Genomic DNA, 25,334 nt, shown 5'->3' with positions numbered 1-25,334 from the left:
CTTGAGTGGCGACCCGCCCGGAGGGGCCGTCACTCGGCCTTGAGTTCGCTGAGCGTCACCGTGACGGTCTGGGTGCTGCCGTTGGGCCGCAGGATCTCCACCTTGACCTGGTCGCCGGGCTTGAAGGCGGTGATCTCCTCCGCCAGCGCGGCCATGGTCGTGGTCTTCTTGCCGTTGATCGACAGGATCACGTCACCGGCCCGGATCCCGGCCTTCTCCGCGCCCCCGCCCTTCTCCACGCTCGCCACGCCCACGCCGCTCGGCTGCCCGGTGGCGCCGATGACCGTGCTGCCGCGGATGCCGAGCGCGGCCCGGTGGCTGTTGGTGACCTTGCCGTCCTTCACGATCTGGGCCGCGATGTCGGTGGCCGTGTTGCTCGGGATCGCGAACCCGATGCCGGGCGCGGCCCCGCCGCCGAGCTGAGGGTCGGTGGCGGCGAGTGTCGGGATGCCGATGACCTCGCCGGCCAGGTTCACCAGCGCGCCGCCGCTGTTGCCGGGGTTGATCGCGGCGGAGGTCTGGATCGCGCCGCTGATCGTCGCGCCCGGCGACTCGGGGCTCTGGGGCTCGCTGACGGTACGGCCGAGCGCCGAGACGATCCCGTTCGTGACGCTGCCCGACAGGCCCAGCGGGTTGCCCATGGCCAGGACGATCTGGCCCACCCGCAGCTTGCCCGAGTCGCCGAACCTGGCCGGGCGCAGGCCGTCGGGCCGGTCGACCTTGATCACCGCCAGGTCGCCGGCGCCGAACGCCTTGACCAGCTTGGCCGGGCGGGGTGCGCCGCCGGTGGCGATCGTGACGTTCATCTCGGTCGCCTCGCCGACGACGTGGGCGTTGGTGACGATGTGACCCGCCGTGTCGTAGACGATGCCGGAGCCGAGGCCCACCTTGGTGTTGATCTGCACGATCGACGGCAGGACGTCCGTGATGACCCGCTCGTACGCGCTCTCCAGCGACTGCGGCGCGCTCCCCGGCGCCCCTTCGGAGGCGGTCGGCGAGCCCGGCGTGGTCGTGGCCGGGCTCGCGGTGGCCGTCGAGGTGGACGTCGAGGTGGACGTGGACGGCCCGCAGGCGGTGAGCAGTGCGACGGCTGCCAGTCCGGCGACGATCTCCCTCATGAGGAGGTCTCTGCCCAGCTCAGCGGGAAAGATACGCCTCCCGGACGTCGCGTCTGCTGAGTTTGCCCGTCGGGGTGCGTGGCAGCGACTCCCGGTACTCGATCACCCGGGGGTGTTTCATCCTGGCCAGCCGGGGCGCGCAGTGCCGCAGCAGCTCCGCGGTCAGCTCCGCGCCGCCCGTCACGCCCGGCGCGGGCTGGACCAGCGCCACGACCTGGTGCCCCCACTCGGGGTCGGGCACGCCGATCACCGCGACGTCGGCCACCGACGGATGTTCGAGCAGTGCGGCCTCGATCTCGGCGGGGTAGATGTTGACGCCGCCCGAGATGATCAGGTCGGTCCTGCGGTCCAGCAGGAACAGGTAGCCGTCGGCGTCGAGGTAGCCGATGTCGCCCGGGGTGTAGGCGGCGCCGCGCATGGCCGAGGCGGTCTTGCCGGGGTCGCCGTGGTACTCGAAGCGGTTGATGCCGCCGATGTAGACCGTCCCGGGCTCGCCGGGGGCCGCCTCGCGGCCGTCGTCGCCGATGATCGTGAAGGCCATCCCGTCGAGGGCCCTGCCGACCGTGCCCGGCCTGTCCAGCCATTCCTGGGACGACACCATCGTTGCCACCGCCGCCTCCGTCGAGCCGTAGTACTCCCACAGGACGGGACCGAGCCAGTCGATCATCGCCTGCTTGGTGGCCGGCGGGCAGGGGGCGGCGCCGTGGTAGAGGTGGGTGAGGGAGGACAGGTCGTAGGTCTCCCGGTCCGGCACGGCGAGCAGCCGGTGGAACATCGTGGGCACCATGAACGCGTTCGTCACCCGGTGCCGCTCGATCAGCGCCAGCGCCTCGGCGGCCTCGAACCGTTCCGGGGCCACGATCGAGTGGCCGAACTGCAGCGCCATCATCGCCTGGCCGTAGGGGGCCGAGTGGTAGAGCTGCGAGCACACCAGGTGCACCCCGTCGGACGGCAGTCCGAAGTGCCGCCAGCTCTTGCGCATCAGGATGGGGTAGAGGTCCTCGGGCGTGAGGTCGAGCAGCCGGCGGCGCACGCCCTTGGGGCGGCCCGTGGTGCCGGAGGTGTAGAGCATCATCGAGCCGGCCCGGCGGTGCTCGGGGGCGGTGTCCGGATGGCCGTCGGTCAGGTCGGCGACCGTGAGCGCGCCGGGGGAGACCACGACGTCGGCGCCGCAGTCGGCGACGATGTAGTCGATCTCCTCGGCGGTGAAGTGCCAGTTGACCGGCACCAGGTAGGCGCCGATCTGGTAGGTGGCCAGCATCATGGTGAGGGCGTCGAGCCCGTTCTTCAGCACGGTCACCACGGCGCCGCCCGGCCGGACGCCGCGCGCGACCAGGCCGTGGGAGGCTCTGTTGGCGCGGGCGAGTAGTTCGCCGTAGGTCGCGCCGTCGTCGCCGAGCAGGGCGGGACGGTCCGGGTCGGCGGCTGCGATCTCGTAGAAACCCCTCATGTCCGCAGACCATACAGAATTAGATTCTGCTGGGGGAATAGAGGAATTATCCTGCTCTTCGGTGACGTAACCTCAAGGCCATGGCGGACGTCGGCGACGAGAGATCAGCACAGGACACCCAACCTTTCCGCAAGGTCGTCGTGCCGCCTGCCGAGCAAACGGTCAAGATCCCGCGTCCTCCGCGGGCGGGGGCGTCCCAGCCGATGCAGCCCGCTCCGCAGCCGCCTTCGGGCCCGCAGCCGCCGTCCGGTCCGCAGCCGCCGTCCGGGCCTCAGGCTCTCCGGTCGGCGCCGCCTCAGGCTGCCCAGTCCGGCCCGCCTCGCACGCCGCCCGCTCCGCCGTCCACCCAGCCGCCGTCGGGTCCGCAGCCGCGCCCCTACCCCGGGCCGCCCTCGGGCCCCCAGGCACGCCCGCAGCCCCCGTCCGGCCCGCAGGGCCGCCCGCCGCAGTCTCCGGGCGGGAACCAGCAGCTCCAGGGCGGCGGCCGACAGGGGCCGGGACAGGCACAGGGGCCGGGCCAGGGGAGCGCGCACGGGCCGGGTCAAGGGCTCGTGCAAGGGGCGGGGCAGGGGAGGGCGTCGCAGCATCAGCCCGTGCAGGTGTGGCCGCCGGGAGCGCCCAGGTCGCCGCAGCCGGGCCCAGCCGGTCCCGTGACGCCGGTCGTCACCAAGCCGCACAAGCGCGGCATCGGGGACATCCCCATCCGCGCGATCTATCTGGTGGGCGCCATCCTCGTCACCGTCACGGCGGTGCTGCTGGTCTTCGTCGTGTTCTCCGGCGACGTGCCCACGACCGGCGACCCCGCAGGGACGACGGTCTCCGTCGCCCCCGTGCCGGCCGCGACCGCCACCCCCACCGCCTCCCCGGCCCCCAGCGAGACGCCGGCCGTGCTCCCGTCGGTGCCGGCGAGCAAGGCGTTCCCCACGTTGCCGGGCAAGGCGTCCGTGGTGAGCGGGATCATCTCCGACAAGGCGAGCGGCATCAGCTACCCGCGCCTGGCCGCGCCCTGGGACGCCAAGTCGTTCGCGCCGTTCACCGTCGCCCAGCGCATCGGCAAGGTGGCCGTGCCGCACACCGTGATCGCCTCGGCCATGTTCCCCGGCGACGCCCCGGAGAAGAAGCCCTCCAAGGACGCCGACTACCGCGAGATGGCCGTCCGCGCGGCCCGCTGGGCGCTGCGTACGCAGTATCCGGCGGGCGCCGAGCTGACCTCCTGGACCGGGTCCAGGAAGGTGCCGGTCGGCAAGGGCTGGTCGCTGGGCTACAAGGTCACCTACGTCTCGGCCGGCAAGACGGAGACCGCCCAGGCCATGGTGACGGTCGTCGAGGTGGGCAAGACCAAGCCGGCGATGCTGATGGCCTCGATCCCCGAGAAGAACAAGGCGCGATGGGCTGATCTGAACACACTCCTCCAGCAGGTAAGGCCCCTCTAGGCCAGAAGCATGCTCTAGAATATGGTTCTGGGCATCGGGCACTGTCTTTGACCTGGCTGGAGGATGAGCAATGGCGATCGGATTGAGCGAGGAGCACGAGGCGCTCCGCGACTCGGTGAGCGGCTGGGCCGAGCGGAACATCCCCTCGGAGCTGCTGCGATCCGGGTCGGACGAACGTCCGCCCTTCTGGCCGGGCCTGGCCGAGCAGGGGCTGCTCGGCCTGCACCTTCCCGAGGAGTCCGGCGGCTCGGGCTACGGGCTGCTGGAGGCGGCCGTCGCCGTCGAGGCGCTGGCCGAGAAGCTCGCCCCCGGCCCGTACGTGCCGACCGTGCTGGCCGGCGCGGTCATCCACGCCTCCAAGCGGCACGACCTGCTCCGGTCCCTCGCCGACGGCACGCTGACGGGCGCCGTCGCGCTGTCCGGCTCGCTCACCGGCTCCCGTGCCGACGACGGCTCGCTGGTCGTGTCCGGCACGGCCGACCCGGTGCTGGCCGGCTCGCTGGCCGACGTGCTGGTGCTGCCGGTGACCACGTCCGAGGGCGAGGAGTGGATCGCCGTCGACGCCTCCGCCGTCACCGTCACGCCGGTCCGGTCGCTCGACCTGACCCGGCCGGTGGCCAGGGTGGAGCTGTCTGAGGTCAGCGTGCCCGCCGAGCGCGTGCTCGACGGCGTGGAGAGCCCCGACGTGCTCAACCTGGCCGCGATCCTGCTCGGCGCCGAGGCCGCCGGGCTGGCGTCCTGGTGCGTCACGGCCGCCGCCGCCTACGCCAAGGTGCGCGAGCAGTTCGGCCGCCCGATCGGCCAGTTCCAGGGCATCAAGCACAAGATCTCCCGGATGCTCGTCGCCCTTGAGCAGGCCCGCGCCACCGTCTGGGACGCCACCAGGGCCGAGGGCCGCGAGCTGGAGTACGCCGCCGCCGTCGCCGGGGTGATGGCCCCCGACGCGGCCGTCCAGTGCGCCAAGGACGCGATCCAGGCGTTCGGCGGCATCGGCTACACCTTCGAGCACGACGTGCACCTCTACTACCGGCGCGCCCTCACCCTGCGCGCCCTGCTCGGCTCGTCGGCCGAGTGGGCCGCCTCGGTGACCGCGCTCGCCCTGCAGGGCGTCGGCCGCGAGATGGAGATCGACCTGCCCGAGGGCGCCGAGGAGCTGCGCGAGGGCATCCGTGCGGAGATCGCCGAGATCGCCCGCCTTGAGGGCCAGGAGCAGAAGCGGGCGCTCGCCGACCGCGGGTTCGTCATGCCCCACCTGCCCAGGCCGTGGGGCCGCGCGGCCAAGCCGCTGGAGCAGGTGCTCATCGCCCAGGAGCTCAAGGCCGCCAAGGTCAGGCTGCCCGCGATGATCATCGGTGCCTGGGTGGTGCCGTCCATCGCCGTGTACGGCACGTCCGAGCAGCAGGAACGTTTCCTGCCCAAGACGCTCAGCGGCGAGATGATCTGGTGCCAGCTCTTCTCCGAGCCGGGCGCCGGGTCCGACCTGGCCTCGCTGCAGATGAAGGCGGAGAAGGTCGAGGGCGGCTGGCGGCTCAACGGCCAGAAGATCTGGACGTCGGTCGCCCACGTGGCCGAATGGGGCATCTGCATCGCCCGCAACTCCTCCGAGGGCACCAAGCACGAGGGCATCACGTACTTCCTCGTGGACATGAAGGCGCCCGGCGTCACGGTCCGGCCGCTCACCGAGATGACCGGCGAGAACCTGTTCAACGAGGTCTTCCTGGACGACGTCTTCGTCCCGGACGACCTGGTCGTGGGCGAGGTCGGCGACGGCTGGAAGGTCGCCCGCAACACGTTGTCCAACGAGCGCGTCTCGCTCTCGTCCGGATCGGGCGGCACCGGCGCGTCCGTGCCCGACCTGCTCGGGCTGATCGGCCGGCTCGGGCGCGAGCTCACGCCGGCCGAGGAGCAGGAGGTGGCCGGGGTCGTGTGCGAGGGGCACTCGATCAACGCGCTGTCGCTGCGGGTCACGCTCAAGCAGCTCGCCGGGAACGAGCCGGGGGCCGACGCGTCCGTACGGAAGCTGCTGTCCACCTCGCACGCCCAGCACGTCTCCGAGACGGCCGTCGGCCTGCTCGGCGCCCAGGCCGTGGTGGCCGCCGACATGAAGCTCGGCGACGCCGGCTACTGGAACCGGGCGGTGCTCGCGACCAGGGCCATGACCATCTACGGCGGCACCACCGAGGTGCAGCTCAACATCATCGGCGAGCGCATGCTCGGCCTGCCCCGGGACCCCGAGCCCGGCAAGTAACACATGTGAGGCATCGGCGGCTAATCTCCCTTGTGCCCGGATTGCCGGTCCTGGCACGAGGGAGAGGCGGTGTCACGGTGCGCGAAAGCCGTGCGGGCCGCTGGTGGCCGGCGGCGCTGGGGCTGGGGCTGGCGGTGCTGGCGCTCGGCCCGGCGCTGGGCTGGGGACTGGTGCTCCGGTACGACCTGCTCTTCGTGCCCGATCCGCCCCTGTGGCCCGACCGCGGCGGTTTCCCCCGGGCGGTGCCCAGCGACCTGGTCGTGGCGCTGCTGTCCAGGGCGTTGCCCGTGGAGATCGTGCAGAAGGCGGCCCTGGTCGGCGTGTTCGTGCTGGCGGCGAGCGGGGCGGCGGCGCTGGTGCCGCCGGAGCGCAGGCTCGCCCGGCTGGTGGCGGCCGCGTTCTACGCCTGGAACCTCTACCTCGCCCAGCGGCTCATGCTCGGCCAGTGGGCCCTGCTCCTGGGCGTGGCCGGGCTGCCCTGGGCGATCCGCGCGCTCACCTGGGAGGACGCACGCCCAAGGACGCTTCGGGCGGATTTCGCGCGGTCCGGGCGGTTGGCGGTGGCGTTGTTGCCCGCGGCGGTGGGTGGCTTCCAGGCGATGCTGGTGTCCTGGCTCACCCTGATGCCGATCGCCGTCGCCCGGCGCAGGGTGCCGGTCGCCGCCGGGGTGCTGGTCGCGTTCAGCCTGCCGTGGGCGGTGCCCGCGCTCGGCTCGGGCGCCGTGACCGACCCGGCGGGCGTGGACGCGTTCGCGGCCCGCGCCGACGGGCCCTTCGGCGTGCTGGGCAGCCTGCTCTCGCTCGGCGGCATCTGGAACGCCGAGGCCGGGCTGCCGGGCCAGGAGGCGTGGTGGACGGCGACCGCCCGGCTCCTCCTGGTCCTCGCCGGCCTGTACGGCTACGCCCGCCTCCGCTCGGCCCCCGAGCGGCCCGCCTGGTGGGGCGGCCTGGCGGTGGCAGCGGCCGCCGGGTTCTGCGTCGCCGGGCTGGGCGCGTTCCAGCCGGGACGGGAGGCGCTCAAGTGGCTCATCGCCCTGTGGCCGGGGTTCGGGCCGCTGCGCGACGGCCAGGTCCACCTGGCTCCGCTGGCCCTGCTGACGGCGGTCGGCCTGGCCTCGCTCCTGCGGTCGGGCGCGCTCGCGCTGGTCGGGGTGCTGGCCCCGGTGCTGGCCCTGCCGACGTTCGCGCTGGGCGCGTTCGGCCGGCTGGAGGCGGTGACGTACCCGGCGGAATGGACGGCGGTCCAGCGGATCGTGGACGGTGACCCCGCGCCGGGCGCGCTGGTGTCGCTGCCGTGGGGCGCCCACCGGGCCTTCGCCTGGAACGGCGGCCGGGTGGTGCTCGACCCGGCGACCAAGTTGTTCCGGCGCCGGGTGCTCTGGGACGACACGTTGCTCGTCGGCCTGCCCGGCGGCGGCCGGCTGCGGGTGCGCGGCGAGGACCCGCTGAACCGCCGTACCGGCGACCTGCTGGCCGCCCGCGCCTACGGCGAGCTGCCCGCCAGGTATCTCCTCATGGCCGCGGGCGAGAACGGGTTCCCGTCCGCGCCGCCCGGTTGGAGAACGGTCTTCGACGGCAAAGAGCTGCGCTTGCTGCGGCGTTGACCGGCTGTTTCATGATGTACCGGAGGGTAACTTGCTTTATCACGGTTTGACCAATGTTATGGATTCAAGACGAAACACGTTCTAGTCTCGGCACACCGCGTCACCGGAAGGAAGGGAGAGCTTCGTGTTGCGACTTCTCGTGGCCCTGGCGATAGGAGCCCTGCTGGCGGTCGGAGCCTCCGTCGCGGTGGTCAACGTGGCCTCACCGTCGCTCACCCCGCCCAACCAGCCGCTCTACAACTACGGCACCAGGTGATCCATCCCGCTTGACGCGGGGCCATGCACAGCGAGCACGGAGTGTGGCTCCGCCATGCCCTCATGCCCGCCGACGAGGAGTGATGGTGGTCTTTACCGGTGAGCGCAAGGCGGACACGGCACGGCTGATCGAGCCGCGGACGAGCGACGCGACGGCGGACGAGCGGCCACTCGCGGGCGTCCGCGTGGCGATGCTCAACTTCCGCGAACCCCACCAGTCCACGGCCGGCGGCGCCGAGGAGTACGCCTGGCAGGTCAGCCGGTTCCTGCTGACCCAGGGCGCCTCGGTCGTGTTCGTCACCGGCCGCCAGCGCGGGCAGCGCCGCGCCGAGGTGCTCGACGGCGTCGACCTGCGCAGGATGGGCAACCCGTACCTCGTCTACCTGCTGATCCCGCTCTGGCTGCTGATCCACCGGCGGCGCGTGGACGTCGTCATCGACACCATGAACGGCATCCCGTTCTTCTCCCCGCTCGTCGTCCGCCGCCGCACGCCCGTGATCAGCCTCGTGCACCACGTCCACGACCGGCAGTTCCACGCCTTCCTGCCCGCCTGGCTGGCCCGGATCGGCTGCTTCGTGGAGGGCGAGGTGGCCCGGCTGGTCTACCGTCGCTGCCTGACGATCACCGTCTCGGAGTCGTCGAGGCGCGACCTGGCCACGAAGCTGCGCTGGCTCGCGCCGGTCACCGTCGTGCCGAACGGCTGCGCCGAGCCCGTGCGGAGCGAGCCGCCGGCCGCCGCGGGCGAGCCCGCCCTCGTGTACGCCGGCCGCCTGATCGGCCACAAGCGCATCGAGCGCGTCGTCGACCTGGCCGCCGAGCTCGGCGACGCCTGGCCGGGCCTGCGGGTGCACGTCGTGGGCCGCGGCCCCGAGCACGACGCCCTGGCCGCGCGGATCTCCGGCCGGGGCCTGGACGGCCGGGTCGAGCTGCACGGCTTCCTGCCCGAGCCGCGCAAGAACGCCCTGCTGGCCGCCGCCCGGCTGAACGTGACGGCCTCGGAGTTCGAGGGCTGGGGGCTGACCGTGATCGAGGCCGCCGCGCTCGGCGTGCCGACCGTGGCCTACGACGTGGCCGGGCTGCGCGACTCCGTACGGGACGGCGTCACCGGCTGGCTCGTCCGGGACGGCGAGAGCCTGGCCGAGGTGACCGGCCGCGCGCTGGCGGAGCTGGCCGACCCGCGGCGGCGGGCGGAGGTGGCCGCGGCCTGCCGTACCTGGGCCGGGGAATTTACGTGGGCCCGAACTGGGGCTAGCATGACCGGACTTATCCTGGCGAAACTCCAAGATTGCGGCGGAGCCCCTCAGTGACCCAAGCCTCGCCTGGACCCCCGGGGGAACGCGGGGACTCCACCGTCGAGAGCTACGAGGCCCGGATCAGGCACAGGTTGCGGCTGCTCGCCTCCTGTCTGCTGCTCGGTGCCATCGCGTTCAACACCTCGACCGAGAAGATCATCCCCGAGACGAAGCTCGACATGGCGGTCAACCCGCTGGGCTTCCTCGGCCGGGCGCTGCACCTGTGGGACGGCGCCTACTTCGGCCACCTGCAGAACCAGGCGTACGGCTACCTGTTCCCGATGGGCCCGTTCTACGCGATCTTCCTCAAGCTGGGCATGGAGTCGTGGGCCGTCCAGCGGCTGTGGATGTCGCTCGTGCTGTGCGTCGCCTTCCTCGGCGTGGTCCAGCTCGCCCGCGCGTTCGGCGTCGGCGGCCCGCACACCCGCGTCCTGGCCGGCTTCGTGTACGCGCTCGCGCCGCACGCCCAGGCGCTCATCGGCATCAACTCCTCGGAGTTCCTGCCCAGCGCCGTGCTGCCGTGGATCCTGCTCCCGCTGGTCAAGGGGGCCAAGGGCGAGCTGACGCCGCGCCGGTCGGCCGCGCTGTCGGCGTTCGCCTTCCTGTTCTGCGGCGGCGTCAACGCGGTGGCCGAGGCGGCCGTGCTCGTGGTGCCGATGGTGTACCTGCTGACCAGGCGCGGCGGGCCGGTCAAGCGCCGGCTGATCGCCTGGTGGCTGCCGCTGGTCGCGCTCGCCTCGCTGTGGTGGGCCGTCCCGCTGCTCACGCTCGGCGGCTACATCTTCTCCTTCCTGCCCTACATCGAGACCGCCACCGCGACGACCGGCGTGACGTCGCTGGTCAACGCGCTGCGCGGCACGTCGAGCTGGCTCAGCTTCCTGACCGTGGACGGCCAGACCTGGCTGCCCGACGCCCACCAGCAGTCCACGGTCCCCTGGCTGATCGTGGTCACCGCCGCCGTGGCCGCGCTCGGCCTGGCCGGGCTCACCCTGCGCCGGCTGCCCGAACGGCCGTTCCTGCTGATCAGCCTGCTGTGCGGGATCGCGATCATCACCACCGGCCATCCCGGTACGCCGCACGAGCAGTTCATGGTCGGGCTGCTCGACGGCCCGCTCGCCGCCTTCCGCAACCTGCACAAGTTCGACGCGCTGATCCGGCTGCCCGTCGCGCTCGGCCTCGCCGGGCTGCTCTCACTGGCCCGCCCGCGCCTGCGCACCCCCTGACCGTGCTGGCCGCCGGGCTCGTGACCCTGTCGGGCCTGCCCGTCCTGTACGCCGGCCTCGCCCCCGCCGGCGGCTTCACCGCCATCCCCGACTACTGGCGGCAGGCCATCACCTGGCTCAACCGCAACGCCGGCGACGGCATGGTGCTGGCCGTGCCGGGCGCCAAACGCGGCGAGTACCTCTGGGGCCGCCCCCTGGACGAGCCGCTGCAGGCGCTCTCGCAGGCCCGCTGGGCCACGCACACGATCGTGCCGTGGGGCTCGGCCGGCATCTCGCGGCTCATGGCCGCCGTGGACGACCGCCTGGCCACCGGCAAGGGCTCGCCGGGGCTGGCCGCCACGCTGCGCCGGATGGGGGTTTCGTACCTGGTGGTCCGGAACGACCTGGACCGGGCGACGATCGGCACGGCCTGGCCGGTCCGCGTGCACCAGGCGCTGGAGGACTCGCCAGGCGTCTCGCTCGTGGCCCGGATGGGACCGGGCGTCGGCATCGCCCAGTACGGCCGGGCCGCCGCCTGGCTGGACCAGCCGTACCCGGCCGTCGAGATCTACCGCGTGGCCGGCGCCGCGCCGCTGGTCGGCACCGTGGACGCCACCCGCCCGCTGCGCGTCGGCGGCGCGCCGGAGTCCGTGCTCTCCCTGGCCGAGCAGGGCCTCCTGGACGACGACCGGCCCGTCCTGCTCAACGACGACGCGGGCGTGGTCAAGGTGCCCGCGCACGACACGATCCTGACCGACACGCTGCGCCGCAGGGAGGTCGCCTTCGCCGACCTGCGCCGCAACGCCAGCGCCACGCTCACCGCCGACGAGCCCCTGCGCGGCAGCTCGCCCTCCAACGACCTGCTCGACCCCGGCTGGGCGCGGTACGTCTCCACGGCGGGCCTCACCGGCGTCGCGGGCGTCACCGCCTCCAGCTCCGAGGCCGACGTCGGCGCCGCCGCGGGCAGCCGCGAGCCCGGCCACCAGCCCTTCGCCGCCCTGGACGGCGACCGGCGCACGAGCTGGCGCTCCACCGGCTGGAACGGCGCGGTCGGTGAGTGGCTGGAGGTGACCTTCGCCGACCCGCTGACCATCCCCACGATCCAGGTGGCGTTCGAGAACTCGCCGATCGGCCCGCCGCCCAGCGAGGTCGTCGTGGAGACCGGCGCCGGTTCGCTGCGCCAGAAGGTGCGCGCTACGGCCGACCCGCAGGAGCTGGCCGTGCCGAAGGGGCCGGTCGAGCGGCTGCGGGTGAAGGTCGTCGCCACCGCGTACGAACCGGCCAACCGCCTCGGCGGCCGGGTCGGCATCACCGAGCTCGGCATCCCTGGCGTCCGGCCCGGACGCTCGATCGTCGTGCCCGACCCGCGCGAGGACACCGGTGAGCCGGCCACGATCGCGGTCGCCAGGACCGGCGACGTGCCCGGCTGCGTCCGGGGCTCGGCCGCCTGGAGCTGCGCCAAGGGCCACGAGGTGCTGGGCGACGACGGCAACGGCTTCGACCGCGCCTTCGTCACCGGCAAGGACGGCGCGTACGGCATCTCGGGCCGCGCCACGGTCACCGACCGCGCGACGATCGAACGCCTCAGCACGCTGCCCGGCGACTCCCTGAGCGTGCGCGCCTCCTCCACCGCGGTGGACAGCGGTGCGGCGGGCGGCCGCTGGGCCTTCGACGGCGACCCGAAGACGGCCTGGTTCGCCGACCCGCTCGACCCCAGGCCCACGCTGAACGTCGAGCTGGCCCGCGAGAAGAAGCTGTCGCAGATCCGCGTCATCACGCCCGACTCCTACCTGGGCGCCCCTCCCGTCCGGGTGACGATCCGCGCGGAGGGCGGCGTCCGGCAGAGCTGGGTCGGCACGGACGGGCTCGTCCGCTTCCCCGAGATGACGGCCAGGAAGGTCGCGCTGGAGTTCGGGGCGTCGGGCGGCCGGCCGATCGAGATCAGCGACGTGGCCTTCCCCGGCGTGCGGCCGCTCGGCGCGCTGACCGGCTTCAGGCTCACGCTGCCGTGCGGCTTCGGGCCGACGCTCACCATCGACGGCAACGAGGTGCACACCGCCGTCACCGGCGGCACCCTGCACGACGTGGTCACCGGCCGGCCGGTGACCTTCGAGACCTGCGAACGGCTCCAGCTCGTGGCCGGTCCGACCCGGCTGTCCGTGCGGCCGGGGGAGTCGTACCGGGTCGAGTCGGCCGTCGTGCGGCACGAGCCGGGCAGCCCCGCCGCCGGGCCCACCGTCATGCGGCGCACGCCGGTCACCAAGTGGGCGGCCGGCGAGCGGGTCGTCCAGGTGAACGTCCAGGACGACGCCTACCTGGTGGTCAACGAGAACTTCAACGCCGGCTGGAAGGCCACGCTGGGGGCCGCGGCGCTCAAGCCGGTCCGGCTCGACGGCTGGCGGCAGGCCTGGTTCCTGCCCGCGTTCACGGCCGGGACGGTGACGCTCACCTACCAGCCGGACGAGCCGTACCGGGCGGGGCTCGCCGCGGGCGGGGCGCTGGCGCTGCTCGTCGCCGGGCTGGCCCTGGTGGGCAGGGGCCGGCCGGGACGCCATCTGGCGCCCGTCCTGGCCGCCCGGCCGCGGGTCCGGCATGTCGCGGTCTTCGCCGTGGCGCTCGGCTACTGGGTCGGCGGCCCGGCCGGGGCGGGCGTGGCCGGGGTGGCGTTCGTGCTGAGCGCCTGGTCGCGTCCGCTGCGGGAGGCCGAGCACCTGCGCGGGCGGCGGCGCTGGACCCTGCTGCTCGGGCCGCCCGGCGGGCTCGCGCTCTACCTGGCCGCCACGGTCGCGGTGGCGCTCGGCGCGGGCGGCCTGTGGGCGCAACTGCTCTGCCTGCCGCTGCTCGGACAGCTCCTCGTCGAGGTGGCGGCCAGGCGCGCGCCGGTCAGGCAGACCACCGTACCGATCACCGTCGCCGCAGGCGGCCCGACCATGACGAGTGTTCCGTGACCGACACGATCAAGCCGCGTCCGGGGACCGTCATCACGGTTCCCGGCCCGGTGGCGCGTGCCGCCCGCTGGGTCCGCCGCCACGGCGTCCTGCTGGCCGGGCTCGTGCTCATCGCCGCCGCGGTGGCGGGCAAGGCGGCCGTCGTCCAGGAGGCGTACTTCAAGGAGGACGACTACGAGTTCGTGGCCAGGGCGATGGAGAGCGACCTGTCCTTCGACTACCTGACCCGGATCCACTTCGGCCAGTTCATGCCGGGCGGCTTCCTGGTGGCCTGGCTGGTCTCCCGGCTGCATCCCTTCGACTGGGGGTGGGCGGCCGGCACGGTGCTGGCGCTGCACGCCCTGGCCGCCCTGGGCGTGCTGCGCATGTCGCGGGTGGTGTTCGGCCGGCGGCCGGCGACGCTGGTGCCGCTGCTGGTCTTCCTGCTCGCGCCGGTGACCGTGCCCGCGCTCGCCTGGTGGGCGGCCGGGCTCAACACCGTGTTCCTCCAGGTCGCGCTGCCCATGGCGGTCGCCTCGCACTGGCATCACCTGCGGACGGGCCGGCTGCGGCACGCCGTGGCCGCGGCGCTGTGGGTGCTGGTCGGGCTGCTGGGCTTCGTCAAGGGGTTCGCGCTGCCGCTGCTGCTGTTCGCCCTCACTGCGATCTACCACGGCGGCCTGCGCGCCGCGCTGCGCCGCCACCTGGCCGCCTGGGCCATGTACGCCACCGTGCTGGTGGCCTTCGGCGCGCTCTACGTCCAGCGGTCATTGTCGGCGCCGAACACCGGGGCGCTGCCGATCTTCGACCAGGCCCTGGGCTTCCTGTGGGAGCTGCTGGGCAAGACGTTCGCCACCACCGTGCTCGGCGGGCCGTGGCGGTGGTTCGCGGGCGGTGACTGGGGGGTGGCCTCGCCGCCGCTGCCGCTGGTGGTCGCCTCCCTCGTCGTCCTGGCCGCGCTGGTGGTGGTCACCAGCCGGTACCGCAGGCGGGCGATCCTGGCCTGGGCCACGCTGCTGGGCTACCTGCTCGTCGCGGACGCGCTGCCGGTGTTGTGGGGACGCGTGCACCTGCTGGGCTCGTTCGTCGGCACCGACACCCGGTACGTCGCCGACGCCGTCCCGCTGCTCGCGCTGGTCGTGGGCCTGGTGCTGCTGCCGCTGCGCGGCGAGGAGGAGCCGTACCGCAGGGCGCTGCCGGCGCGGGAGCGGGTGACGGGGGCGGCCGGGGCGATGCTCGGGCTGTTCGCGGGCGCGTCGCTGGTCACGGTGACGCTCTTCGCCGGGTACATGGGGGCCGAGCGGCGGCACGACTACATCGAGACCGCCCGCGCCGAGCTGGCCAGGGCGGCCCCCGACAGCGTGATCTACGACCGGCTGGTGCCGACGGAGGTGCTGCCGAACTCGTACCGGGCCTACAGCCTGACCTCGCGGGTGCTGGGCGCGCTGGCCACGCCCGCGCTCAGGGCCAGGATGCAGGCGCCGCCCGCCGCGCTCGACGGCCTGGTCTTCGACGACCAGGGCCGGCTGCGGCCGGTGGACGTGCAGGGCATCCCGCTCGTGCCCACGACCCGCGACCGGTGCTGGCCGGTGACCGGCGGGACCGTCCAGGTGCCGCTGGACAACCGCGTCACCCGGGTCGAGGGCACCCTGGTCAGGCTGGGTTACGCGGCCCGGTCCGACACGACGGTCACCCTGTGGATGGGCGACCGCGCCACCGACCTGAAGCTGCGCGCGGGCTTTGGCCGGGTCTTCGTGCTGGCCGTGCCCGGCGCGGACCGGATCGTCGTGCACGACGTGCCGCCCGGCCTGTGCCTGGGCGACGTGACGCCGGGACAGGCGGTGCCCCGGCCGTGACCGCCCCGAGCCGAAGGAGCCTCGCGCTGGTGCTGGCCGCCGTGGGGGCCTTCCTGCTGACGCTCATCCCCCTGAGCCGCCTGTACGTCTACGACCGCGTGCTCAAGGCCCCCCTGGAACAGCAGAGCATGACCAGGGCGACCGCCGGGTCGGCCACGTACGTGGACCCGGCGACCATGCGGCAGACGACCGGCGACCTGGTCCAGACCCGGTGGCTCATCGGCGACGTGCTGGCCGGCGACGACGACCGCGCGGTGTGGGGCGAGTCGGTCTCCCTGGCCACCCGCGACGGCCACCGCCTGGACTACCACGAGCGCCGCCTGGCCTTCGACCGGCGTACCGGCGAGATCGTGAACTGCTGCGGCGAGTACCTGGACGAGGACGTCTCCGTCCGGCAGACCGGGCAGGCCTTCCGCTGGCCGTTCAACGCGGAGCGCCGCGACTACCCGCTGTTCGACCTGCGCCTGCGCCGCCCGGTCACGGCCGCCTTCGACGGGGTCGAGCGGGTGCGCGGCGTCGAGACCTACCGCTACGTCCAGCGCACGCCGCGCCAGCTGGTGCCCGGCGAGACGCCGCCGCTGCCGCGCCGCCTGCTGGGCCTGCCCGGCAAGGGCGACGTCGGCCTCGGCCGCTACGCCGAGATCCGGCGCACGTACTGGGTCGAACCGGTCAGCGGCCTGCCCGTCAGGACGCTGGAGGAGGTGACCGAGACGCTGGTCACCGCGGACGGCCGGGGCCGCCTCACCGCCCTCGACGCGGCCTTCCGCACCGCCGAGCCGGACGTGGCCGCCGCCCTGGCGACGGCGGCCGCCTACCGGCGCTGGATCCTGCTGCTCGGCACGGTGGCGCCGATCGGCGGCGGCCTGCTCGGCGCGGGCTGCGTGGTGGCCGCCCTGTGGTTGTCGCGGCGGCGCTCACCTGCGGCGCAGGACGAGGAGCAGGTTCCAGGTGACCAGCTCGCGGATGCCAGGTAGGTGGACGACGTGCCTGGCCCAGCGTGGGTGGTAGCGGGGGACCGCGTCGAGGACCTCCACGTCGCGCCGCCCGCGCGCCCAGGCCAGCGGCTTGGCCACGCCGATGGCGTACATGCTCTCGCCGTAGACGTTCTTGGGTGGCTTGCCGTGGGTGCGGGCGTAGCGGCGGGCGGCGTAGTGGCCGCCGAGATAGTGCCAGGGGGAGGTCTCGTGGCCGCCCCAGGGCGAGAACCAGATCGTGTACGACAGGTAGACCACGCCGCCCGGCCGGGTCACCCGGACCATCTCGTCGGCCATCCGCAGCGGGTCGGGCACGTGTTCCAGCACGTTGGAGGAGAAGCACACGTCCACCGAGCCGGTGGCGAGCGGCAGGTCGAGCGCGCTGCCGAGCACGGCGTCGCGGGGCGGCACGCCGTCGCGCAGGCGCATCTCACCGGCGTCGCAGTCGACGCACAGGGGCCGCGCGCCGACCGCGCGCAGGGCGTCGGCGAAGTAGCCGGGGCCGCCGCCGATGTCGGCCACGGTCGCGCCGGCCAGGTCGGTGTAGGTGGCGAGCTGGGCCACCGTGTCCCTGGCCAGGGTGCCGTAGAAGAAGTCGGGGTCGCTCTGCTCCAGACGGAAGGCGCGCAGCAACCGGACGGATCTGCCGAGATCCGCTCGGAACGGTTCGGTGTCCACGGCGCGGAGCTTACTGCAGTGGAGGGATACGTCCATGGCTGAAGACGTCAAGCGAGCCGAGCCCTTCCAGATCACCATCCCGGCGGTGCGCACCGGGCCGGTCATCGGCGTGGGCCTGCTGATCGTGCTGATCTCGCTAGTGTTCCGGGCGAGCCTGCTCAGCAAGGCCTACTTCGTCGAGGACGACTTCCTCTTCGTGGCCGGGGCCGGCGACAGCGGGCCGACCTGGGAGTACCTGATGAGGGTGCACAAGGGGCACCTCATGCCGGGCGCGCTCGGCCTGGTGTGGCTGCTCACGTCGGTCGCGCCGTACAGCTGGGCGCTGGTGTCGTTCGTGACCGTCGCGATCCAGGGGGCCGCCTCGGTCATGTTCCTGGTGCTGCTGCGGCGGCTGTTCGGCGACCGGGCGGCGGTGCTCGCCGCGCTGACCGTCTACGCGTTCGCGCCGCTCACCGTGCCCGCCATGAGCTGGTGGTCGGCCGCGCTCAACGCCGTGCCGCTGCAGCTCGCGCTGATCGCGGCGCTGGCCGCGCACGTCAGGTACGTACGCGAGGGCAAGGGCCGCTGGCGGGCCCTGGCCTGGACCGCCGTCGGGATGGCCTTCTCCACCAAGGGGGTGTTCATCCCGTTCGTGGTGCTCGGCGTCAGCAGCGCCTACCTCGGCCGGGGCCTGTGGGCCCGCGCCCTGCTCGCCGAGCTGCGCAGGCCCGTCTGGTGGGCGCACGGCCTGCTGCTGGCCGGGTACGCGCTGCTCTACTGGCTGCGCCGGGACACCGCCGGGGCCGACGCGCTGACCGGCCCGAAGGCCGAGGTGGTCCCGGGGCTGCTGCGCAGGCTGCTGGGCGAGACCTTCCCCACGGGGGCGGTCGGCGGCCCGCTGCGCTGGGGCGGCGTCACCTCGACCGGCGGGCTGGCCGATCCGGCCCCGGTGACCGTGGCCGTGGCGTGGGTGGTGCTCGCGGCGCTGGTCGTGGTGACCTGCGTGTACCGCAGGCGCGCCTGGCGGGCGTGGGCGATCCTGGCGGCCTACGTGGTGGTCGCCGACGCGGTGCCCACCGTGATCGCGCGGGCCACCGCCTGGGACCTGGTCGGCGCCGAGACCCGGTACGTCGCCGACGCCGCCGTGCTCTTCGCGCTCTGCCTGGCGCTGGCCGTCATGCCGGTGGAGGACGAGCCCGACGCCGTACGCCGGCCGGCGCCGCCGAGCATGCCGGCCGTCGGCGGCGCGCTGACCGCCGTCTTCCTCGTCGTGTCGCTGATCTCGATCAACACCTTCGGCGACACGCTCACCGGCGACCGGGTCAGGACTTATCTGGACAACGCCAGGGCCTCGCTGGCCGCGGCGGCGGGGGAGGCCGACATCTACGCCCGTCCGGTGCCGCCGGAGATCGTCCTGCCGTGGAACGGGGAGCGCCGGATGACCTCGTACGTGCTGGCGCCGCTGGTCGACGCCGAGACCAGGGAGCGCATGCGCGACCCGCGGCCCTCGTCGGAGCCGTACGTGCTGGACGACACGGGCAAGCTCGTCCTGGTGGGGCGGGTGGTGCCGTTCTTCGACGCGGTCAAGGGCCGCAGGTGTTACCCGGCGGGCAAGGAGTTCCCGGTCGAGTCCTTCGGCGGGCCCGGCGTGGTGGTGGCCATGTCGTACGTCAGCCCGCGGCCGGTGCAGGTCGTGGTGGAGGTCGGCGAGGCCCAGCGGGCGGCCACGCTGCCCGCGACCGGCGCCATGGGCGCGCTGTTCTACGTGCCGCACGACGGGCCGGGCAAGGGCATGCGGATCACCGCGGCCGGTGCGCAGGGTCAGGCGTTCTGCCTCAGGGCGGTGGCCTTCGGCGAGCCGGGCCCGGCGGCGCGCTGAGGCACCAGGCGGATCAGCCGCCTGGCGGGCTCCTCCACGTAGCGGTGGGTGAGCCCGGCCATGGTGACCGTGATGGCGGTGACGGCGACCAGGTTGACCAGGAGGTTGCCGGTCCACGGCCGCTGGCCGGTGAAGTCGTACCAGAGGTAGAGGATGACGAACTGCCACAGGAAGACGCCGTAGGAGATCTGGCCCAGGTAGCTCATCACCCGGCCGCCGAGCAGCTCGTGCACCCGCGTGGGCCGTCCGGCCGCCAGCGCGGCCGGGGCGACCAGGCAGAAGGTGACGAGCGTGTAGAGGCCCTGCTCGGTGAACGCGGTCCAGATGCTGCCCAGGCCCACCGCGCGCGGCCCGGTGAGCGGCGTGGCGGCGATGAGGTAGGCCAGGCCCGCGATGACCCACAACGTGCCCCAGGAGGAGGCCAGCGCGGCGCTCAGCCGCCGTGCGCGGCCGTCCTCGGCCCTGGCCCAGACGGTCAGCACGGCCAGCGCCATGCCGGGCACGAAGAACGTCCAGGAGCGCGGCAGCCACACGTTCATCCAGGGCCGGTAGTCGGGGAAGTACTCGAAGACCGTGTACACGTACGACAGCGCGCCGAAGGCGGCCAGGCCGATGAGCAGCCGCCGTCCCCTGGTCCGCAGGTCGGGATCGCCGCGCAGGGCGAATCTGCGCAGCACCGCCGCCATCAGCGGGAGCGTGAGGTAGAAGGTCAGCTCGACCGCGAGGCTCCACATCTGGCCGAGCCCCTTGGGGCCGAGGCCGTACCACCAGGGGGTGATGTCGTAGGTGTGCACGAGGAACAACATCTGCGCCCACGTCCAGGGGTCGGCCCGGTGCGCGTCGCCCCACAGCAGCAGCGCCACGGCGACCACCAGCCAGTACGCCGGCATGATCCGGAAGAAGCGTTTCCACAGGTAGCGCCGCGTGTCCGGAGCCCGGTCGCCGAGCAGCACCTCCGCCGCCCACGGCCGGTACAGCAGCAGGCCGGAGAGCGTGAAGAAGATGGGCACGCCGATCTCGCCCCTGGACAGCACGCCGCCCAGGAACCCCGGGTCCAGCGCCGTCCCCGCCTCCATGGACACGTGGAACAGCAGGACGGCGAAGGCGGCCACGGCGCGCACGCCGTCGAGCGAGGTCTGGTGTCCTGAGACCACCGGCACCCCGCTCGAAGTAGAACCTGTTTCGGTCACGTTTCCGCATCCCTGGTGACGTCGGTCACTCGTCGCAATAACATACCGGCGAGTAGGTAGTTCGTTTCAGTACTTAACCACCCAAACAGGCGTCAGTGCACCTGCGCACATGGAGGGTCCATGAACCGGGTCGTCGTTGGCAGCGTCCTCATCGCCGTCGGGGCATTCCTCATCGTTCTGGCTCCCCTGGTACGTCTCCAGGTCGCGCCCGCCTTCATGGCCGCCAAGGGCGACCAGTACAGCATCAGCAAGCTGCACGCGACGGGCGCCCAGTACTTCAGCATCCCGGACGGCAAGGTGCTGACCGCCGACCTCGACATCATCGTGACCACCCGCGGTGACGTGAAGGAGGCCAACGACGACCGCGTCGTCTGGGACGAGTTCACCGCCGTCAACGACGTCACCAACAGCAAGCCGGGCATCAACTTCAGCGAGCGGCGCAGCGCCTTCGACAAGCGCTCCGGCGTCGGCCTCAACTGCTGCGGCGCCAGCATCGACAAGGCCCCGGTGCAGCTCCAGGGCCAGATCTACAAGTTCCCGTTCGACGTGGAGAAGAAGACCTACCAGGTCTTCAACGCCAGCGCGGGCAAGGCGTTCGACGCCAGGTTCGTCGGCGAGGAGCAGGTCAACGGGCTGGCCACGTACAAGTTCGAGCAGACCGTCCCCGAGACCAGGACGCAGACGCTGAACGCGCCCGCCGCCTGGTTCGGCATGGGCACCTCGGGCGACGTGCAGCTGAACCGGTTCTACTCCGGCACCGTCACCTACTGGATCGAGCCCACCACCGGCGCGCCCGTCAGGCAGGAGCAGGTGCGCAACGAGGTGCTCAAGAGCCAGGACGGCATCGAGCGCTCCAAGGCGTTCGTGGCCACCGCCAAGATGACCGACGACACGGTCAAGGGCCTGGTCGACAGCGCCTCCGAGGGCAAGAGCCAGATCAACCTGATCAGGACCACGCTGCCGATCGTGCTCGGCGTGGTCGGGGTCGTCCTGCTCCTGGGCGGCCTGCTGCTCGCCCTGCGCGGCCGCCGGTCCGCATGAGCCAGGGCGTGGTCGCCCGGCCCTGGTCGCCCGCGCCCGCGCTGGCCCTGGTCAGGGCGGCCCGGCCGCGCCAGTGGCTGAAGAACCTGCTCGTCCTGGCCGCCCCCATGGCGGCCGGGGTGCTCGGGCAGCCGGGCCGCCTGCTCGCGGCGCTGCTCGTCCTGGCCGCGTTCTGCCTGGCCGCCAGCGGCTCCTACCTGCTGAACGACGCCTCCGACGTGGAGGCCGACCGGCTGCACCCGCGCAAGCGCCGCCGGGCCGTCGCCTCCGGCGCGGTGTCGGTGCGCACGGCCCGGGTGGCGGGCGTCGTCCTGCTGGTCCTCGGGCCGGCGGTCGCCGCGCTCACCGGCGGCTGGCAGGCGCCCGCGGTCGTCGCCGGGTACGTCGCCCTGACCCTGGCCTACACGACCTGGCTCAAGCACCAGGAGGTCGTGGACCTCATCGCGGTCGCCGGATGCCACGTGATCAGGGCCTACGCCGGCGCCGTCGCCGTCGGGGTGCCGGTGACCGGCTGGTTCCTCGTGGTCGTCTCGCTGGCCGCGCTGCAGCTCGTGGCCGGCAAGCGCGAGGCCGAGCTGCGGTCGCGGGGCGTGTCGGGGACGCGGGCCACGCTCGCCGCCTACCCGGCCGCGTACCTGACGCACGTGCGGATCATGGCGTCCGGGGCGATGATCGTCACGTACTGCCTGTGGGCGCTGAACGCGCACGAGAACGTGTTCTACGGGCTGAGCATCGTCCCGTTCCTGCTCCTGGTGCTCCGGCACAACCTGCTCGTCGAGCGGGGCGGCGGCGAGGAGCCCGAGGAGCTGGTGATCCGCGACCGGCCCACCCTCGTCTTCGCCGCCGCGCTGGTCGTCCTGGTGGGGCTGGGGATCTACGCGTGAGCACGTTACTCACCGGCTGGGGCCGCACCTCGCCCACGCCCGCCGTGCTGCGGCGCCCGCGCTCCCTGGCCGAGCTGCGCGACCTGGTGGTGGCCGCACCGGGCCGCGGTGTCGTCGCCCGCGGGCTCGGCCGCTCGTACGGCGACGCCGCCCAGAACGCCGGCGGCCTCGTCCTCGACTGCACCGGCCTGGACGCCTGGAGCTTCGACGAGCGCACCGGCGTCGTGACCGCGGCCGGCGGGGTCAGCCTGCACGAGGTGATGACGGCGCTGGTGCCCCGCGGCTGGTTCGTGCCCGTGAGCCCCGGGACCAGGCACGTCACGGTCGGCGGGGCCGTCGCGGCCGACGTGCACGGCAAGAACCACCACCGCGACTCCTCCTTCGGCGCGCACGTCCGCTCCCTCACCCTGGTGACCGCCGACGGCGCCGCCAGGGTGCTGCGCCCCGGCGACCCGCTCTTCCGGGCGACCGTCGGCGGCATGGGGCTGACCGGGGTGGTGGCCGAGGCGACGTTCGGCTGCGTGCCCGTCGAGACGGCCCGGATGCGGGTGGACGTACGGCGCACCGCCGACCTGGACGAGACGCTCGACGTCATGACCCGCACCGACGACCGCTACCGCTACACGGTGGCCTGGATCGACCTGCTGGCCCGCGGCCGCCGGATGGGCCGCAGCGTCCTGACCAGGGGCGACCACGCGCCGCGCGACGCGGACAAGCAACCGCCGGTCTTCGCTCCGCGCCCCCGGCTGCACGCGCCGCCGTGGGTGCCGGACGGCCTGCTCAACGGGCTCAGCGTGCGGGCGTTCAACGAGGTCTGGTACCGCAGGGCGCCGCGGAGCGCGACGATCACGCAGGGCATCGCGCCGTTCTTCCACCCGCTCGACTTCGTCGAGGGCTGGAACCGCATGTACGGCTCGCGCGGCTTCGTGCAGTACCAGTTCGTGGTGCCGTTCGGCGCGGAGGAGACGTTGCGCGGCATCGTCGGCTCGTTGTCGGCGCACGGGACGGTGTCGTTCCTGACCGTGCTCAAGCGCTTCGGCCCCGGTTCGGGCGGGTTCCTGTCCTTCCCCGTGCCCGGCTGGACCCTGGCCCTGGACATCCCGGCCGGTCAGCGCGGCCTGAGCGGGCTCCTGCGCGGCTTCGACGAGCGCGTCGCGCAGGCCGGAGGACGGGTGTACCTGGCCAAGGACGCGCGGCTGCGCGCCGACATGATGGCGGCGATGTACCCCGAACTGGAACGATGGCGGAGCATCAGGGACGAGGCCGACCCGGAGGGCCTGTTCCGCTCGGACCTGTCCAGGAGACTACGACTGTGACCACCACTTCTGACGCCCGCCGCGCAGCCGCCGCTCCGGGGCGGAGGGCGGCGTGAGGAACGCGCTCGGGGCCGTGGACAGCGTGCTGCTGCTGGGCGGGCGGAGCGAGATCGGCCTGGAGATCGTCCGGCTGCTGGTCGGGCTGGGCGCGACCAGGGTCGTGCTGGCCGCCAGAGGCGAGCTCACGCCGCCCGCGGACCTCGCGGCCGAGGTGCACGTCCTGCCGTTCGACGCGCTGGACGTGGGGTCGCACGCCGCCGTCCTGGCCAGGGCCGTGAAGCTGGTGGGCGACCTCGACGTGGTGATCTCCGCGTTCGGCGTGCTCGGCAGCCAGGACGACTACGACGCCGACCCGGCCGCCGCCGCCGAGGCCGTCGCGGTGAACTACGGCGGCCACGTCTCCGTGGACCTGCACGCCGCCAGGGTCCTGCGCGAGCAGGGGCACGGCACCCTCGTGGTGCTCTCGTCGGTCGCCGGGGCCCGGGTGCGCAAGGCCAACTTCGTCTACGGCTCGGCCAAGGCCGGGCTCGACGGGTTCGCGCAGGGGCTCGGCGACGCGCTGCACGGGTCGGGCGCCCGCGTGCTGATCGTCCGTCCGGGTTTCGTGATCGGCCGGATGACGAAGGGCCTGCCGCCGGCGCCGCTGTCCTCGACGCCCCGCCAGGTGGCCCTGGCCACCGTGCGCGCGCTGCGAGAGGGCGCGTCGTCCGTGTGGGTGCCGCGGGCGCTCGGCCCGGCGTTCGGCCTGCTGCGCCTGCTGCCCCGGCCGCTCTGGCGCCGGCTGCCGCGCTAGAACGCGTTCCAAGCCGGAAGCCGCCCGACAAAAGGTTCTAGAGTAGAACGCGTTGCAGTTTAGCCGTGGCGCGGCTTATCGTCGGGCCATGCGGACACGGGTCACGGACATGTTCGGAATCGAGCTCCCGATCTTCGCCTTCAGCCACTGCAGGGACGTGGTCGCCGCGGTCAGCCGCGCGGGCGGCATGGGAGTGCTCGGCGCGCTCTACTTCACCCCGGAAGAGCTCGAAATGGAGCTCAAGTGGATCGACGACCACGTCGACGGCAAACCGTACGGGGTGGACGTGGTCATGCCCGCCTCCTACGAGGGCGCCGACTTCGCCCCCGAGGAGCTGGTCGGCCGCCTGCAGGCGATGATCCCCGAGGGGCACCGTGCGTTCGTCGAGAACCTGCTGGGCAGGCACGGCGTGCCGCCCCTGTCGTCCGACGCCGACCCCGGCCGGGTCCTGCTCGGCTGGACCGACGCGACCGCGCGTCCTCAGGTCGAGGTCGCGCTCCGCCATCCCATCGCCCTCCTGGCCAACGCCCTCGGCCCGCCCCCGGCCGACGTCGTGGAGCTCGCCCACCGGCACGGCGTCAAGGTCGCCGCCCTCGCCTCGACCCCGCGGCACGCGCTCAAGCAGGTCGAGGTCGGCGTGGACGTCGTCGTCGCCCAGGGCACCGAGGCCGGCGGCCACACCGGCGAGATCTCGACCATGGTGCTCATCCCGCAGGTGGTGGACGCCGTGGACGTCCCCGTCCTCGCGGCGGGCGGCATCGGGAACGGCCGGCAGATGGCGGCCGGCATGGCGCTGGGCGCGGAGGGCGTCTGGACCGGCTCCCTCTGGCTCACCGTCGAGGAGGCCGACACCCCAGAGGTGGCCAGACGCCGCATCCTGGAGGCCACCTCGCGCGACACCGTGCGCTCCCGGAGCTGGACCGGCAAGCCCGCCCGCCTGCTCAGGAACGAGTGGACCGAGGCGTGGGAGTCGCAGGAGTCGCCGGGCACGCTGCCGATGCCGCTGCAGTTCATGCTGGTCTCGGACGCCCTGCGCCGGATCGGCCGCTCGGACGCCTCGGAGCTGGCCACGTTCCCCGCCGGGCAGGTCATCGGCCTCACCAACCAGGTGCGCTCGACGAAGGACGTGGTGTTCGGGCTCGTGGAGGAGTACGCCGAGGCTCTGGAACGCCTCGACCGCATCACCCGGGACTGATCGCCCGGCTGTTACCGTGG

General features: G+C 73.2%; 18 protein-coding genes and 1 pseudogene. 15 read left to right on the top strand and 4 right to left on the bottom strand.

Annotation, left to right across the window (positions count from 1 at the left end; all coding sequences use genetic code 11):
- Positions 1 to 29: 29 nt before the first annotated feature.
- Together ACNF49_RS51345 and ACNF49_RS51340 are read right to left on the bottom strand one after the other, a co-directional pair.
- Positions 30 to 1,118 (bottom strand): S1C family serine protease, encoded by a 1,089-nt coding sequence (locus ACNF49_RS51345; protein ID WP_482942210.1) that lies wholly within the window; start codon positions 1,116 to 1,118, stop codon positions 30 to 32.
- 19 nt (positions 1,119 to 1,137) lie between these two features.
- On the bottom strand, positions 1,138 to 2,568 hold the full coding sequence (locus ACNF49_RS51340) for an AMP-binding protein (protein WP_482942209.1): 1,431 nt from the start codon (positions 2,566 to 2,568) through the stop codon (positions 1,138 to 1,140).
- Positions 2,569 to 3,161: 593 nt separating this feature from the next.
- On the opposite strand from ACNF49_RS51340, the gene ACNF49_RS51335 reads away from it, so the two are divergent.
- The 9 genes and pseudogenes from ACNF49_RS51335 (at position 3,162) to pgfA (ACNF49_RS51295) (ending at position 16,359) form a co-directional block, all read left to right on the top strand.
- Positions 3,162 to 4,001: a hypothetical protein gene (locus tag ACNF49_RS51335; protein WP_482942208.1), complete on the top strand. Its 840-nt coding sequence runs from the start codon at positions 3,162 to 3,164 to the stop codon at positions 3,999 to 4,001.
- A gap of 70 nt (positions 4,002 to 4,071) precedes the next feature.
- Positions 4,072 to 6,249, top strand: a complete 2,178-nt coding sequence (locus ACNF49_RS51330) for an acyl-CoA dehydrogenase family protein (RefSeq protein WP_482942207.1) — start codon at positions 4,072 to 4,074, stop codon at positions 6,247 to 6,249.
- Between the two features lie 77 nt (positions 6,250 to 6,326).
- The gene (locus tag ACNF49_RS51325) at positions 6,327 to 7,853 is read left to right on the top strand and encodes an MmpA family trehalose lipid delivery protein (protein ID WP_357970376.1); all 1,527 of its coding nucleotides are present in this window, start codon (positions 6,327 to 6,329) and stop codon (positions 7,851 to 7,853) included.
- A gap of 124 nt (positions 7,854 to 7,977) precedes the next feature.
- Positions 7,978 to 8,109 (top strand): hypothetical protein, encoded by a 132-nt coding sequence (locus ACNF49_RS51320; RefSeq protein ID WP_260477562.1) that lies wholly within the window; start codon positions 7,978 to 7,980, stop codon positions 8,107 to 8,109.
- 82 nt (positions 8,110 to 8,191) lie between these two features.
- Positions 8,192 to 9,415: a glycosyltransferase family 4 protein gene (locus tag ACNF49_RS51315; protein ID WP_357970378.1), complete on the top strand. Its 1,224-nt coding sequence runs from the start codon at positions 8,192 to 8,194 to the stop codon at positions 9,413 to 9,415.
- 164 nt (positions 9,416 to 9,579) lie between these two features.
- A pseudogene (locus ACNF49_RS51310) lies at positions 9,580 to 11,387 on the top strand (alpha-(1->3)-arabinofuranosyltransferase domain-containing protein); the annotation flags it as partial.
- A 282-nt stretch (positions 11,388 to 11,669) separates the two neighbouring features.
- Positions 11,670 to 13,550, top strand: a complete 1,881-nt coding sequence (locus ACNF49_RS51305) for a hypothetical protein (RefSeq protein WP_482945694.1) — start codon at positions 11,670 to 11,672, stop codon at positions 13,548 to 13,550.
- The gene (locus ACNF49_RS51300; protein WP_482942206.1) at positions 13,547 to 15,385 is read left to right on the top strand and encodes a hypothetical protein; all 1,839 of its coding nucleotides are present in this window, start codon (positions 13,547 to 13,549) and stop codon (positions 15,383 to 15,385) included. Before ACNF49_RS51305 ends, ACNF49_RS51300 begins: the two co-directional genes overlap by 4 nt.
- On the top strand, positions 15,382 to 16,359 hold the full coding sequence (pgfA, locus tag ACNF49_RS51295; RefSeq protein ID WP_482942205.1) for a cell envelope lipid trafficking protein PgfA: 978 nt from the start codon (positions 15,382 to 15,384) through the stop codon (positions 16,357 to 16,359). The genes ACNF49_RS51300 and pgfA (ACNF49_RS51295) overlap by 4 nt, the downstream gene beginning before the upstream one ends.
- Here pgfA (ACNF49_RS51295) and ACNF49_RS51290 read toward each other — a convergent pair.
- Entirely contained in the window at positions 16,300 to 17,073 is a 774-nt protein-coding gene (locus ACNF49_RS51290) for a class I SAM-dependent methyltransferase (protein ID WP_482942204.1), read from the bottom strand. The genes pgfA (ACNF49_RS51295) and ACNF49_RS51290 overlap by 60 nt on opposite strands.
- Between ACNF49_RS51290 and ACNF49_RS51285 the strand changes: the two genes are divergently transcribed.
- A complete protein-coding gene (locus ACNF49_RS51285; protein ID WP_482942203.1) occupies positions 17,072 to 18,895 on the top strand; it encodes an ArnT family glycosyltransferase in 1,824 nt (607 codons plus the stop codon). The two genes, ACNF49_RS51290 and ACNF49_RS51285, sit on opposite strands and share 2 nt — an antisense overlap.
- Here the strand turns inward: ACNF49_RS51285 and ACNF49_RS51280 are convergent.
- Positions 18,838 to 20,085: an acyltransferase family protein gene (locus ACNF49_RS51280; protein WP_482942202.1), complete on the bottom strand. Its 1,248-nt coding sequence runs from the start codon at positions 20,083 to 20,085 to the stop codon at positions 18,838 to 18,840. The genes ACNF49_RS51285 and ACNF49_RS51280 overlap by 58 nt on opposite strands.
- Before the next feature lie 120 nt (positions 20,086 to 20,205).
- Between ACNF49_RS51280 and pgfA (ACNF49_RS51275) the strand changes: the two genes are divergently transcribed.
- The 5 genes from pgfA (ACNF49_RS51275) to ACNF49_RS51255 all read left to right on the top strand — a co-directional run bounded on the left by pgfA (ACNF49_RS51275) (position 20,206) and on the right by ACNF49_RS51255 (position 25,314).
- On the top strand, positions 20,206 to 21,126 hold the full coding sequence (gene pgfA / locus ACNF49_RS51275) for a cell envelope lipid trafficking protein PgfA (RefSeq protein ID WP_357970392.1): 921 nt from the start codon (positions 20,206 to 20,208) through the stop codon (positions 21,124 to 21,126).
- Positions 21,123 to 22,010: a decaprenyl-phosphate phosphoribosyltransferase gene (locus tag ACNF49_RS51270; RefSeq protein ID WP_482942201.1), complete on the top strand. Its 888-nt coding sequence runs from the start codon at positions 21,123 to 21,125 to the stop codon at positions 22,008 to 22,010. The genes pgfA (ACNF49_RS51275) and ACNF49_RS51270 overlap by 4 nt, the downstream gene beginning before the upstream one ends.
- Positions 22,007 to 23,326 carry a decaprenylphosphoryl-beta-D-ribose oxidase gene (gene dprE1, locus ACNF49_RS51265; protein ID WP_482942200.1) on the top strand — a complete coding sequence of 440 codons (1,320 nt, stop codon included), beginning with the start codon at positions 22,007 to 22,009 and terminating at the stop codon, positions 23,324 to 23,326. Before ACNF49_RS51270 ends, dprE1 begins: the two co-directional genes overlap by 4 nt.
- Before the next feature lie 52 nt (positions 23,327 to 23,378).
- The gene (gene dprE2, locus ACNF49_RS51260; protein ID WP_482942199.1) at positions 23,379 to 24,119 is read left to right on the top strand and encodes a decaprenylphospho-beta-D-erythro-pentofuranosid-2-ulose 2-reductase; all 741 of its coding nucleotides are present in this window, start codon (positions 23,379 to 23,381) and stop codon (positions 24,117 to 24,119) included.
- Between the two features lie 88 nt (positions 24,120 to 24,207).
- Positions 24,208 to 25,314 carry an NAD(P)H-dependent flavin oxidoreductase gene (locus ACNF49_RS51255; protein ID WP_357970402.1) on the top strand — a complete coding sequence of 369 codons (1,107 nt, stop codon included), beginning with the start codon at positions 24,208 to 24,210 and terminating at the stop codon, positions 25,312 to 25,314.
- Positions 25,315 to 25,334 lie beyond the last annotated feature (20 nt).

The sequence above is a fragment of the Actinomadura sp. ATCC 39365 genome (assembly GCF_054392275.1).
Note: the sequence above shows the minus strand (reverse complement) of the source record. Positions and strands in the feature narration are given on the sequence as shown.

What these genes read in the sequence shown, in the direction of transcription:
- ACNF49_RS51345 (WP_482942210.1), bottom strand. Translation starts at nt 1,118, where the DNA reads ATGAGGGAGATCGTCGCCGGACTGGCAGCCGTCGCACTGCTCACCGCC.
- ACNF49_RS51340 (WP_482942209.1), bottom strand. Translation starts at nt 2,568, where the DNA reads ATGAGGGGTTTCTACGAGATCGCAGCCGCCGACCCGGACCGTCCCGCC.
- ACNF49_RS51330 (WP_482942207.1), top strand. Translation starts at nt 4,072, where the DNA reads ATGGCGATCGGATTGAGCGAGGAGCACGAGGCGCTCCGCGACTCGGTG.
- ACNF49_RS51315 (WP_357970378.1), top strand. Translation starts at nt 8,192, where the DNA reads ATGGTGGTCTTTACCGGTGAGCGCAAGGCGGACACGGCACGGCTGATC.
- ACNF49_RS51285 (WP_482942203.1), top strand. Translation starts at nt 17,072, where the DNA reads ATGGCTGAAGACGTCAAGCGAGCCGAGCCCTTCCAGATCACCATCCCG.
- ACNF49_RS51290 (WP_482942204.1), bottom strand. Translation starts at nt 17,073, where the DNA reads ATGGACGTATCCCTCCACTGCAGTAAGCTCCGCGCCGTGGACACCGAA.
- pgfA (WP_357970392.1), top strand. Translation starts at nt 20,206, where the DNA reads ATGAACCGGGTCGTCGTTGGCAGCGTCCTCATCGCCGTCGGGGCATTC.
- ACNF49_RS51270 (WP_482942201.1), top strand. Translation starts at nt 21,123, where the DNA reads ATGAGCCAGGGCGTGGTCGCCCGGCCCTGGTCGCCCGCGCCCGCGCTG.
- ACNF49_RS51255 (WP_357970402.1), top strand. Translation starts at nt 24,208, where the DNA reads ATGCGGACACGGGTCACGGACATGTTCGGAATCGAGCTCCCGATCTTC.